This window comes from Sneathiella litorea (genome assembly GCF_009882915.1).
In the GTDB taxonomy this organism is placed as follows: domain Bacteria; phylum Pseudomonadota; class Alphaproteobacteria; order Sneathiellales; family Sneathiellaceae; genus Sneathiella; species Sneathiella litorea.
This window is the reverse complement of record NZ_WTUW01000002.1, coordinates 55,960-68,190: the sequence shown is the minus strand read 5'-3', so window position 1 is coordinate 68,190 and position 12,231 is coordinate 55,960. Positions and strand designations below refer to the sequence as shown.

The following is a 12,231-nucleotide window of genomic DNA, read 5'->3' as shown; positions in this document are numbered from 1 at the left end:
AGGCTTCTAACATTGAATGACCCGGTCCGGCAATTCCCCGTGACGGTCTTTGGAGCTTATTTTACGTGACGGACGATGTTAAACCCTTCCTCCGGCATTGGTGGGATAAAGAGACGGGTAAAGGTATCAAACTCCGCTTCACTTGCCTTGAACGGATGATTGCCAGCCTTGTTCCGCGCGCGCAGGCGGGACTTGCAGATCGTATTCGGGATGTCGAGATAATGCAGCTCATGGGGCACGCCTGCCGCCTCGAACAGTTCCTTGCCCCAGCGGCGGCCTTCGGGCGTATTGGCGGGAAAATCGAGCACGACGGAGAAGCCGGACTTGAGCAGATTGACGATATGATCCTTCAGCGCATATTTCAGCCGGAGGGAACACCGGATATAATTGCTGATGTCGGAGACCTCGCCGGGATAAAGTTCGGACAGCAGGGTATCTTCGGAAAAGAGAAGGGTTTTGGGTCGATGCGCAAGAGTGGCGGCGAGTGTTGACTTGCCTGCACCGATCTTGCCGGAAAGCAGATAGAGAACCGGTTCGGTCGGTCGACAGTCCGGTTCCTCTTCGGGCGGGGTCATTTCCTGTGGGGTTTCGAGTAACATGTCTTCGTCTCCTGATTTAGGGGGCCTTCGGAGACGGAGCATTAAAAAACCGCCTCGAAGGCGGTTGGGTCGGTTGCGTTACGGCATACGGACTTCCGCCATTCGGGGAATGGAGAGAATCTTCACCACAATAATGTTCGTGTTGTATGCCATGGGCATATTTAAACGGCAGATCGGCGCCATTTGTCAAGCCACTTTCAAATAAATCTGCCCTTTTTCCGGACCTGCGGGTGGTTTTTTTTCGGCCTGAAACACAGTTTCCCCCAAAGGGCCATAAAGCGGAAAAATAAGTGCAGCTGCGGCAATCCACCGCTTGCCAGAATATTATGCTCCTTCTATATACAAGACCAAATCCGTCTGTTATAAATCTCTTGAATTGAGACTAAAATGGTACGATATAGATAATATCATGATCAAACTGAGCAAAATGACTGACTATGGCGTAGTAATCATGTCCGAAATGGCCCGACTGCCAGACCGGACAATGACGGCGCCGGACGTGTCGCTCTATACAGGCCTGCCGGTACCGACGGCGGCAAAGATCCTGCGTATTCTCGCCAAAAGCCCGTTCCTGCAATCCCAGCGTGGCGCTCATGGCGGCTATTCGCTCACACGCACGCCGAAGGATATCTCGATTGCCGAGATTGTTCGGGCGATGGAAGGACCGGTTGCGGTTACGTCCTGCGTCGATGAGAGTGAGCTTGACTGCTCGGTCGAGGCAAGCTGCCCGATGCGGGGCGGATGGGAGAAGATCAACCGGGCGCTCAATACCGCGCTCGAGGAAGTGACATTGGCCGACATGTGCCATGACACGGAGAATGTAAGCACTGCGGCGCGGCCGTTCGGGATAACCGATCAGCCCGCCCAAACCCAAGCGGAGTAATAAATGGCTATTCGCCAGGAGACCGTCGAACAGGTAGCCTCTGTTTCCGACAAATATAAATACGGCTTTATCAGCGATATCGAGGCGGACACCGCGCCGATTGGCTTGTCTGAGGATATTGTCCGCTTTATTTCCGCCAAAAAGGAGGAGCCGGAATGGCTGCTCGAATGGCGGCTGAAGGCCTATCGTCACTGGCTGACGATGGAGGAGCCGGAATGGGCCAATGTGCATTATCCGAAAATTGATTTTCAGGATATCTACTACTATTCCGCGCCCAAGCAGAAAGAAAAGCTGAAAAGCCTCGACGAGGTCGATCCGGAACTTCTGGAAGTCTACAAGAAACTCGGCATCCCGCTGAAAGAGCAGGAAGTGCTCGCCGGTGTAGAGGGGGCGCATAACGTCGCCGTCGATGCGGTGTTCGACAGTGTGTCCGTTGCCACAACCTTCCGGGAACGGCTGGAGAAGGAAGGCGTCATCTTCTGCCCGATTTCCGAGGCCGTCCGCGATCATCCGGAGCTGGTACAGAAGTATATTGGCTCTGTCGTCCCCTATACAGATAACTATTACGCGACACTTAACTCCGCGGTCTTTACCGATGGTTCCTTCTGCTACATCCCGAAGGGCGTGCGCTGCCCGATGGAGCTCAGCACCTATTTCCGCATCAACGCGGCCCAGACCGGCCAGTTCGAGCGGACGCTGATCATCGCCGAGGAAGGAAGCTATGTGAGCTATCTTGAGGGCTGTACCGCCCCCATGCGCGATGAGAACCAGCTTCACGCCGCAGTGGTCGAGCTTATCATCATGAAGGACGCCGAGATCAAATACTCGACGGTGCAGAACTGGTATCCGGGCGATGAGAACGGCGTCGGCGGTATTTACAACTTCGTGACCAAGCGCGCCGCCTGCCGCGGGGAGAATGCGAAAGTCTCCTGGACGCAGGTCGAGACCGGCTCGGCAATTACCTGGAAGTATCCTTCCTGCATCCTGCAGGGCGATAACTCGGTCGGGGAATTTTATTCGATTGCCATCGCCAACAATATGCAGCAGGCGGATACCGGCACCAAGATGATCCATCTGGGCAAGAATACGTCGAGCACGATCATCTCCAAGGGGATCTCGGCCGGCAAGGCCCAGAACACCTATCGCGGCCTCGTCCGCATGGGCCGGAAGGCGGAGAATGCGCGGAACCACACAGTCTGCGACAGTCTTCTTATCGGCGATAAATGCGGTGCCCATACGGTCCCCTATATCGAGAACCAGAGCCGCACCGCGACGGTCGAGCATGAAGCCACCACCTCCAAGGTGAGTGAGGAGCAGCTCTTTTACTGTCAGCAGCGCGGCCTCTCGGAAGAGGAAAGCATGGCGCTGATCGTCAATGGTTTCTGCAAGGAAGTATTGCAGAAACTCCCCATGGAATTTGCGGTGGAAGCCCAGAAACTCGTCGGCATCAGCCTTGAAGGCAGTGTCGGTTAAGGAAAGATAAAGTTATGTTGGAAATCAAAAATTTACATGCCACGGTTGGGGATAAGGAAATCCTGAAAGGCATCAACCTCTCCATCAAGGCGGGCGAGATTCATGCAATCATGGGCCCGAACGGCGCCGGGAAAAGCACCTTATCCTATGTGCTGGCCGGTCGTGACGGTTATGAAGTGACATCGGGGGAAGTCCTCTACAAGGGCGAGGACCTGCTCGCGCTGTCGCCGGATGAGCGGGCGTCGAAGGGTATTTTCCTCGCCTTCCAGTATCCGGTGGAAATTCCGGGGGTTGCCTCCGCGACCTTCCTGAAAACCGCCTATAACGCGCAGCGGAAATACCGCGGCGAGCCCGAAGTGGACGCCATGGAATTCCTGAAACTGATCCGCGAGAAGACGAAAGAGCTCGACATCAAGGACGACATGCTGAAACGCGCCGTCAATGTCGGCTTCTCCGGCGGCGAGAAGAAAAGGAACGAGGTCTTGCAGATGGCCCTGCTGGAACCGGACCTGATGCTGCTCGACGAGACGGATAGTGGACTTGATATTGATGCGCTCAAAATTGCCGCCGATGGCGTCAACCGCCTGCGCAGCCCGGAACGCGCCGGACTGATCATCACCCATTACCAGCGGCTTCTGGACTATATCGTGCCAGATTTCGTGCATGTGCTGGCCGACGGAAAGATCGTCAAGTCTGGCGACAAGAGCCTCGCGCTTGAACTTGAAGAAAAAGGCTATGCGGCCCTGAGCGCAGCCTAAAAGGAATTAGTGAGTGAAATGAAAAACTTAACGCCATTAGCTCAGACTTACGTTGATCGCTTTAGTGCGGCAAGCGGCTCCCTGCCCGGCCATAACAGCCCGGCGGTCGCGGCCCTGAGGAAAAGCGGCCTTGCCCGTTTCGCATCGCTCGATTTTCCGGGCCGGAAAGTTGAGGAATGGCGCTTTACCAACCTCACGGCGCTGACCAAGGGGATCAAGACGACGGACGCACCGGCGAATGCCGCCCTGCCCGCCGCCGAGTTTGAGACGCCCCATGTCATGACTTTTGTGAATGGGCGCTTTTCCGCCAGCGAGAGCCGACTTGATAAACTGCCCGATGGCATCAAAATCACGTCTCTTGCCGCAGAGCTGGAAGCGGGTAACTCTGCGCTGCTCGGGTCGGACACAGAAGATAACCGTGCCGTCGTCGCACTCAATACCGCCTTTATGGAAGATGGTTTTGTCCTGACCGCCGATGACATGGTGACGATGGAGACCCCCCTTCTCATTCGTTTCGTGACAAAGGCGGATGCGACGGAGAATGCCCATCATATGCGGAACATCATTCGCCTTGGCGAAAAAGCCTGCGTTACCCTGCTTGAGGAACATCTCGGCGCTGACGGTCATGCCTATTTCGCGAACCCGGTGACGGATATTACCCTTAAAAAGGGTGCGCGACTCAATCATTATAAGCTACAGGCTGAGAGTAACAGCGCTTTCCACCTTGCCAATACAGATTGTGAAGTTCCAGCGGATGCGGTTTATGAGAATTTTGCCCTTTCCACCGGCGCACGTCTCAGCCGCAATGAACTTGAAACACGCCTTAGCGGCGGGAAATCCAAGAGCATACTGAACGGTGCCTATCTGATGCGGGGTGCGCAGCATTGCGATACGACCACCGTGACCCGCCATCTGGTGCCGGAAAACGACAGCGCGCAGATTTACAAAGGTATTCTCGATGACGAGGCGCAAGGCGTGTTTCAGGGAAAAATCCAGATTGTCCCGGATGCGCAGCAAGTTGCCGGCGATCAGTTGAGCCGGGCGCTGCTCCTGTCCGACCGGGCATCAGTCTCGGTCAAGCCGGAGCTTGAAATTCATGCGGATGATGTGAAATGCAGCCATGGCGCATCCTCGGGTGAACTTGACGAGGACGCCCTCTTTTACCTGCAATCACGCGGGATCGAGGAGAAAGCGGCGCGCAAGATGCTCATTGATGCGTTCCTCGCCGATGTACTGGATGAAATCTCGGACGAAGCGGTGCGGCAGTATTTTGCGACCATCACTGCCCGCTGGATGGAGAAGGTGTAGCCGATGAACGACATGACAACATTTGACGTCGAAAAAATCCGCCGCGATTTCCCGATTTTTTCGCAGGAAGTGCATGGCAGGCCCCTCGCTTTTCTTGATAGTGGCGCATCGGCGCAGAAGCCGCAGGTGGTAATCGACACCATGGAGAAGGCCTATGCGGAAACCTATGCCAATGTCCATCGCGGTGTGCATTACCTGAGCCAGGTCTCGACCGACCTTTATGAAGGTGCGCGGGAGATTGTCCGCGCCCATATGAATGCGGCCAGCATTGAAGAGATTATCTTCACCAAGAACGCGACCGAGAGCATCAATCTGGTAGCGCAATCCTACGGCGGGGCCAATCTGAAGCCCGGCGACGAGATACTCCTTTCCACGCTGGAGCATCATTCGAACATCGTGCCCTGGCAGCTGATTGCCGAGAGAACCGGTGCCGTTGTCAAGGCCGTCCCCATCGATGAGCATGGGGAATTCATGCTGGATACCTATTTTGAGATGCTGGGGCCGAAGACGAAGATCGTCGCGGTCACCCATATTTCCAACGCCATCGGCACGATCACGCCGGTGAAAGAGATTATCAATGCCGCCCATGATGCGGGCGCGGTGGTCCTGATCGACGGGAGCCAGGCCGCGCCACATATGAAGATCGATATGCAGGCATTGGACGCGGACTTTTATGTCTTCACCGGACATAAGGTGTTTGGTCCGACGGGCATTGGTGTGCTCTATGGCAAGGCAGACCTGCTGGACGCCATGCCACCCTTCCTCGGCGGCGGGGACATGATCGAACGGGTGACGTTCGCGAAAACCACCTACGCCAAGGGTCATTCAAAATTTGAGGCGGGCACCCCGCCCATCGTACAGGCTATTGGCCTTGGCGCGGCGATCAACTATGTAAACGAGATCGGGTTTGAAAAGATCGGCGCGCATGAGCAAATGCTGCTCGCCTATGCAACCGAACAATTAAGCCAGATCAACAGCTTGCGAATTATTGGTCAGGCAAAGCATAAAGCCGCGATCATCTCATTCACGCTGGATAATGTGCATCCGCATGATATCGGCACCATCGTCGATCGCGGCGGTGTCGCCATCCGGGTCGGCCATCACTGCGCCCAGCCGCTGATGGACCATTTCGATGTGGCGGCCACGTCTCGTGCGTCCTTCGCGCTTTATAACAACCGCGCCGATGTCGATGCGCTCGTCTCGGCGGTGAAATCGGTACAGGAGATTTTTGGCTGATGCTTGATGATTTGAGAGAACTTTATCAGGAAGTGATCCTTGATCACAGCAAGAACCCCCGCAACTTCCGCCATCCGGAAGATGCGAACCATGAGGCGCATGGTTATAACCCGCTGTGCGGCGATACGGTCAATGTCTATCTCAAGATGGGCCATAATGGCTTGATCGAGGATGCGGCGTTTGAAGGCAAGGGCTGCGCCATTTCGCTGGCTTCCGCCTCGATGATGACAGATATCATCAAGGGCAAGACTGAATCCGAGGCCCGGCATATCTTTGACGGCTTCCAGAAGCTTGTGAAGGGCGAGGAAAATGACTTTGACGCCGGCGAGGATACCGAACGGCTGATGATGCTGGCCGGCGTGAAGGAATTTCCCATGCGCGTCAAATGTGCGACACTTGCCTGGCACGCCATGACCTCAGCCATGGATGAAAAGCCTGATGTTTCGACGGAGTAGACCATGACGGCAATTGGAAAAATAGAACGCCCGGTCGCAACCGGACCGTTTGAGGAAGGCACCACGGGCTCCCCGTTGGAGGAACCGATCGTCGCCGCTCTGCGTGAGGTGTATGACCCGGAAATCCCGGTCAATATCTTCGATCTCGGCCTGATCTATGTGGTTGATATCTCTGAAAATGGCGATGTCTTCGTTGGCATGACCCTGACCGCGCCGGGCTGCCCCGTCGCCGGGGAAATCCCGATCTGGGTCCGCGATGCGGTTCTGCCCGTCGAGGGCGTGAAGAATGTCGAGGTCGAAATCCTCTGGGATCCGCCATGGACGCCGGAAAATATGTCCGAGGCGGCCAAACTCGACCTTGGAATGTTTTAAGGCGTGCTTATATTAAAGAGTACAGGTGAAATATGACTGATACGCAAATTATGACAATGACTGACCGGGCCGCCGCGCGCGTTAAATCGCTCCTCGGCAAGGCGACGGAAAAACCCTTGGGTCTTCGCATCGGCATTACCAATACCGGTTGCAATGGCCTCAGCTATACCATGGACTATGCCTCGGACCAGAAACCGGACGATGCCGTGGTCGCTGCAGGGGATATTACCCTGCTGATCGATCATGACGCCGTGCAGTTCGTTGCGGGCACTGAAATGGACTGGCTGGAAGAAGGGCTGCAATCACGTTTCACCTTCGAAAACCCCAATGAAAAGGGCCGCTGCGGCTGCGGTTCCTCCTTCCACGTCTAGCCTTGGAAGGGAAACATGCGCCCAGTCTTATCATTGTCGATAGTGGCCATGTTCGTCTTTGCGACGTTAACCCTTCCCGTTATCTTGCCGCTCCAGGCATCAGAAATTATTGATAAATATGGATATCGGATCGTGAACCCTCTTGAAGCTGATGCGCTATTAAAAGAAAGACCGGACGTCGTTGTCCTTGATGTTCGTAAACCCGAGGAATTTAACAGCGGGCACATAAAAGGGGCGATCAATATCGATTATTTCGCCGCCGATTTCGATGACCGGATTGCGGCCCTTGACCCGACAGCGACATATCTCCTGCATTGCAAGTCTGGCGGACGCAGCGGCAATACCCTACCCCTTCTCCGCGCCAGCGGCATCACCAATGTCCATCATCTTGAGGCCGGGTTTGACGGCTGGAAAGACGCCGGACTTGAGGTTGTAGTGCCCTGATCCCCATTGGGCTCTTTGCAAAATTTTCCACAAAGTCCGCCCGTGACATAGAATCCCCGAATTGCTAGTCTTCTCTTCAGCAAACGAATAGAGGAAAATCAGGATTATGCAGGATCTTTATGGCAATGAGGTAAGCACAGGCTCCCGCGCGGCGCTTGACGCCTATAACGAAGGGGTCAATCTCTTTCTCGCGGCGCAGACTGGTGCAGATATAGCCCTGGAACGTGCCATTGCCGAGGATCCCTCCTTCGCGCTTGCCCATGCCGCCCTCGCCCGTCATCACCAGATGTATGCCCGCCCGACGGAAGCGGTAAAGTCAATAATTTCCGCGCGGGAGCTTGGCGCCGGATATACCGTAAGGGAACAGTCCCATATTTCGATTATCGGCAAGTTGATTGAGGGGAATAGCCAGGGGGCCTATAGCGCCATCAAGGAACATATTGCGGACTACCCGCGCGATATGCTCACCCTGCAACCCTGCGCCGGGGTCTTCAGTCTGATTGCCTTCAGCGGCCGCAAGTCGCGTGAGGCGGAGACCTTCGCCTTTTTTGATAATTTGAAAAATAATTTTGAGGCAGACTGGTGGTTCGATTCAGTCTATGCCTTTGCGCTGTCCGAAATGGGCCGCCTGAGTGACGCGGAGGCCTTTATCGACCGCTCTTGCGCTACCAACCCCGCGAATGCCAATGCCGCCCATTACCGGGGGCATTTCCTATATGAGGCGGGAGAGCATAAGGCGGGATGGCATTTCGTGCGCGAGTGGCTCAAAACCTATGATCCGGCGGGATTCATGCATTGCCATATCAGTTGGCATGACGCACTCTGGGCGCTTGAATTGGGCGAGACAGATACCGCCTGGGCTGTCATTAAGTCGGCGGTCCGCCCTGGGGCGACCTCGGGTCCGCCGATCAATGTCCTGACCGATATGGCATCCTTCCTGTTCCGGGTGGAACTCGCCGGCATTGCCCGCAACGAGATGCTCTGGCGGGAGATTAGCGACTATGCCACCATCCATTTTTCCACCCCCGGTGTGAGTTTTGCCGATGCGCATTCCGCCCTCGCCCATGCCATGGCGGGAAATGACGCTGGCCTTCAAAAACTGAGGGAAACAAAGGCAGGCTTCGCAAGCGACATGGTGCGCGCCCTTGCCGATGTGTTCACGGCGTTTGCCGCGGGCGATTGGCAAAAGGTGATTGACGGCCTCCTCCCGATGATGAGCAATCATGAACGCCTCGGTGGCAGTAACGCGCAGCGGGACCTGATCGAATTTACCTTTATCCATGCCTTGCTGAAACTCGGCAAGACAGAAGAAGCCGTCCGCGCCTTCAGAATGCGTCGACCTCTCCTCGCAAAAGATGGCCTGCCCGCCACCCTTTTCGGGTCATAGAAACACACCTCCGGCGGGCTCATTCTGGCACCGATACCCGCGCAACCTGTTATGCCATGCGGGCGAATAAAGCTTTTTAAATTCCCTCTATGGAAAAGCGGTGCCGCCAGACATAGGTAGTTGTCATGACGAAGGGGCAACCCCATCCAAGAGGGTTGATCAGTCCCATTTCCACCCCCGAAAAGCGGGAGTGCCCACCGATAATTCGTCGGCGGTACGTTGATCCTCATTTGGTGATACACCGCAACACACTCAAAACTGAGGATAATGACAATGAATATTCTTATGGTCCTGACATCCCACGACAAGCTGGGCAACACCGGAGAGAAAACCGGATTCTGGCTGGAGGAATTCGCGGCGCCTTACTATGCGCTAAAGGACGCCGGCGCCCATATCGTGCTCGCCTCGCCAAAGGGAGGACAGCCGCCACTCGATCCGAAAAGCGATGCGCCGGAGTCCCAGACGGACGATACACGCCGGTTCAAAAATGATAAAGCCGCCCAGGAAGCACTCGCAAAGACGGAAGTCCTCGCCGACGTTGACTACAGTACCTTTGACGGTGTCTTTTATCCCGGTGGGCATGGCCCGCTCTGGGATCTTGCGGAAGACAAGAACAGCATCAGCCTGATTGAGGCATTCGCGATGAAGAACCTCCCCATTGCCGCGGTCTGTCACGCACCCGGCATTTTCCGCCATACGAAGGATGCGAAAGGACAGCCCCTCGTCTCCGGTCGTAAAGTCACCGGCTTCACCAATAGTGAGGAGGAAGCCGCCGGCCTGACGAAGGTTGTGCCGTTCCTTGTGGAAGATGCTCTGACCCAAAACGGCGGCCATTATTCCAAGGGGGCCGACTGGGCTCCCCATACGGTCGTCGACGGCAACCTCATCACCGGTCAGAACCCCGCCTCTTCGACCGGGGTGGCGGAGGCGCTGCTAGACCAGATCAGGGCTATAAAGGCAGCCTGATACATTTTCTTACCGTCCGCCGGGTATATTGCCCGGCGGATGGGACGCAAGCTTGAGGACGGTCCAATCCTCGCACAGGATGAATTTTTCCGATTGCAGAACAACAATACTTCGCTTATCATCGAACCATGAAAGAAGGACCGGACATAGCCTTTCTGGGGTCTCTTATCGGGGACCCGGCGCGCGCCAATATGCTGACCGCCCTGCTTTCGGGCAAGGCCCTGACGGCAAGCGAACTGGCAGGTGAAGCCGGGATCACCCCACAGACGGCAAGTGCGCATCTTTCCAAGATGGAAGCTGCGGGTCTGCTTCAGCTCCGCAAGCAGGGTCGGCATCGCTATTTCGCCCTCGCCGATGATGATGTTGGCAGCTTGCTGGAGGCAATGATGGGCTTCGCCGCAAAAAAAGGCCATCTGCGCACCCGGACAGGACCGAAGGACCCGGCGCTCCGTTATTCCCGCGTCTGCTATAACCATCTTGCTGGCGATCTTGGCGTGCGCATGATGGACAGTCTGCTCGCAAAGAATTTCCTCACGCCGGAGACGGAAGGTCTCGGCCTGACCGGCGATGGCAAAGCCTTTTTCGAGGAATTTGAGATTGATTTCGAGCCGCTGGAGAAACTCCGCCGCCCGCTCTGCAAGTCCTGCCTCGACTGGAGCAACCGGCGCAGCCACCTCGCCGGATCGTTGGGGAACGCCCTGCTTACCCGTTTCTACGATCTCGGCTGGGCGAAACGCGTGGAAAATTCCCGTATTGTCGCCTTCAATCCGAAAGGCGAGAAAGCCTTCCTGAAAACCTTCCCCGTTTAAACTTGTCCTTGGGACAATAGTTCGCTCGCCGTCAATCAGGATCGGCGTTATTCTCTCCCCATGAAACAGGGATTCTACGGTATTCTGCCCTTCGCCCTCGGCGCGGCGGCCTATGGCTTTGCCTTTGGCATTCTTGCCGCTCAATCGGGTTATCCGTGGTGGGGCGTGGCGCTGATGAGTTTTTCCGTGCATGCGGGCTCGTCGCAGATTGTCGCGGTGGAGCGCTTCGGCATGGACGGGCTGGTGATCGGCGCGGCCCTCGCCGGGATTGCGCTCAACCTCCGCTATCTCGGCATCATCGCCACGCTCAGCGCCATATTAAAGGATATCCCGCTCTGGCAGAAGCTGGTCGCCATTCATATCACGGGGGATGAGAACTGGGCCCTCACCATGGCGAGACATGCGCAGGACCCGAAAATCGGCGCCGCCTTCCTGATCGGCTCCGGCCTCACCCTGATGACCAGCTGGACGACCTCGACCGCGCTCGGCGCCCTGCTCGGCCAGTCGATGCCCGATCTCGCGAGCTATGGCCTCGGTTTTGCCTTTACCGCGGCCTTTATTGCCATGGCGCGGGCGATGTGGCGCGGACGGCACAATATCGCGCCTTGGGCAGTCATTTTGTGGCAACAATCCTGCTGATAAAGCTCGGTGTGGAGAGTGCCTATGCCATCCTGCTCGGCAGCCTGGCCGGCATGGCCATCGCCGCCCTCCTCCGTCGGCAAGCCAAGACGGGGGAGACGCCATGATCCTCGATCACTCGCTGCTGATTGCCTTTCTTGCCGTCGGGGCCTATGGCCTCCGCCTCGCCGGGCTGATCGGCGGACAGGCCATTTTGCGCAATGAGCGGCTTAAAACCCTGCTCGATGACCTGCCGGGCTGCCTGATCGTCGCCCTTGTCGCCACCTCCCTCGCCGACGCGAGCCCCCTCACCTGGATCGCCGCCGCCTTCGCCCTTGTCGTGGCCATCCTCACCAATAACGTCGTGATCACCATGGCGCTTGGGTTTACGGCGATATTCGGGATGCAGTATTTTGGGATGGGGGGAAAAAAACAGAGCGAAAAGACATTCAACTTTGGATGAAAATCTCGCTTGAGAGATACAGTAAATTTGTAACTTAGACTCTCCTCTCCACAACAAACAAAAAAATGGCTTACATACACATGGAAACC

General features: G+C 56.1%; 16 protein-coding genes. 15 read left to right on the top strand and 1 reads right to left on the bottom strand.

The window, feature by feature from the left end:
- Positions 1-56 precede the first annotated feature (56 nt).
- Positions 57-599 (bottom strand): P-loop nucleotide/nucleoside kinase family protein, encoded by a 543-nt coding sequence (locus tag GQE98_RS06555; RefSeq protein WP_202526132.1) that lies wholly within the window; start codon positions 597-599, stop codon positions 57-59.
- A gap of 409 nt (positions 600-1,008) precedes the next feature.
- Between GQE98_RS06555 and GQE98_RS06550 the strand changes: the two genes are divergently transcribed.
- From GQE98_RS06550 to GQE98_RS06485, 15 genes are all read left to right on the top strand, one after another.
- Entirely contained in the window at positions 1,009-1,482 is a 474-nt protein-coding gene (locus GQE98_RS06550) for an SUF system Fe-S cluster assembly regulator (protein WP_161314887.1), read from the top strand.
- A 3-nt stretch (positions 1,483-1,485) separates the two neighbouring features.
- Entirely contained in the window at positions 1,486-2,955 is a 1,470-nt protein-coding gene (gene sufB, locus GQE98_RS06545) for a Fe-S cluster assembly protein SufB (RefSeq protein WP_161314886.1), read from the top strand.
- Positions 2,956-2,969: 14 nt separating this feature from the next.
- Positions 2,970-3,713, top strand: coding sequence for a Fe-S cluster assembly ATPase SufC (gene sufC, locus GQE98_RS06540; RefSeq protein ID WP_161314885.1), 744 nt, complete (start codon positions 2,970-2,972; stop codon positions 3,711-3,713).
- Positions 3,714-3,731: 18 nt separating this feature from the next.
- A complete protein-coding gene (sufD, locus tag GQE98_RS06535; protein ID WP_161314884.1) occupies positions 3,732-5,021 on the top strand; it encodes a Fe-S cluster assembly protein SufD in 1,290 nt (429 codons plus the stop codon).
- Positions 5,022-5,024: 3 nt separating this feature from the next.
- Positions 5,025-6,257, top strand: coding sequence for a cysteine desulfurase (locus tag GQE98_RS06530; RefSeq protein WP_343044171.1), 1,233 nt, complete (start codon positions 5,025-5,027; stop codon positions 6,255-6,257).
- On the top strand, positions 6,257-6,712 hold the full coding sequence (gene sufU, locus GQE98_RS06525) for a Fe-S cluster assembly sulfur transfer protein SufU (RefSeq protein WP_161314883.1): 456 nt from the start codon (positions 6,257-6,259) through the stop codon (positions 6,710-6,712). Before GQE98_RS06530 ends, sufU begins: the two co-directional genes overlap by 1 nt.
- A gap of 3 nt (positions 6,713-6,715) precedes the next feature.
- Positions 6,716-7,084: an SUF system Fe-S cluster assembly protein gene (locus GQE98_RS06520; protein ID WP_161314882.1), complete on the top strand. Its 369-nt coding sequence runs from the start codon at positions 6,716-6,718 to the stop codon at positions 7,082-7,084.
- A 32-nt stretch (positions 7,085-7,116) separates the two neighbouring features.
- A complete protein-coding gene (locus GQE98_RS06515; protein WP_161314881.1) occupies positions 7,117-7,455 on the top strand; it encodes a HesB/IscA family protein in 339 nt (112 codons plus the stop codon).
- Between the two features lie 15 nt (positions 7,456-7,470).
- Complete coding sequence (locus GQE98_RS06510) at positions 7,471-7,899, top strand: rhodanese-like domain-containing protein (RefSeq protein WP_161314880.1); 429 nt, start codon at positions 7,471-7,473, stop codon at positions 7,897-7,899.
- Positions 7,900-8,005: 106 nt separating this feature from the next.
- The gene (locus GQE98_RS06505) at positions 8,006-9,286 is read left to right on the top strand and encodes a tetratricopeptide repeat protein (protein ID WP_161314879.1); all 1,281 of its coding nucleotides are present in this window, start codon (positions 8,006-8,008) and stop codon (positions 9,284-9,286) included.
- A 273-nt stretch (positions 9,287-9,559) separates the two neighbouring features.
- Positions 9,560-10,252, top strand: a complete 693-nt coding sequence (locus tag GQE98_RS06500; protein ID WP_161314878.1) for a type 1 glutamine amidotransferase domain-containing protein — start codon at positions 9,560-9,562, stop codon at positions 10,250-10,252.
- A gap of 128 nt (positions 10,253-10,380) precedes the next feature.
- Positions 10,381-11,061, top strand: coding sequence for an ArsR/SmtB family transcription factor (locus GQE98_RS06495; protein ID WP_161314877.1), 681 nt, complete (start codon positions 10,381-10,383; stop codon positions 11,059-11,061).
- A gap of 60 nt (positions 11,062-11,121) precedes the next feature.
- Positions 11,122-11,700: an AzlC family ABC transporter permease gene (locus tag GQE98_RS06490; protein ID WP_202526131.1), complete on the top strand. Its 579-nt coding sequence runs from the start codon at positions 11,122-11,124 to the stop codon at positions 11,698-11,700.
- On the top strand, positions 11,682-11,807 hold the full coding sequence (locus GQE98_RS18265) for a hypothetical protein (RefSeq protein WP_281351260.1): 126 nt from the start codon (positions 11,682-11,684) through the stop codon (positions 11,805-11,807). The genes GQE98_RS06490 and GQE98_RS18265 overlap by 19 nt, the downstream gene beginning before the upstream one ends.
- Positions 11,804-12,142 (top strand): AzlD family protein, encoded by a 339-nt coding sequence (locus GQE98_RS06485; protein WP_161314876.1) that lies wholly within the window; start codon positions 11,804-11,806, stop codon positions 12,140-12,142. The genes GQE98_RS18265 and GQE98_RS06485 overlap by 4 nt, the downstream gene beginning before the upstream one ends.
- Positions 12,143-12,231 lie beyond the last annotated feature (89 nt).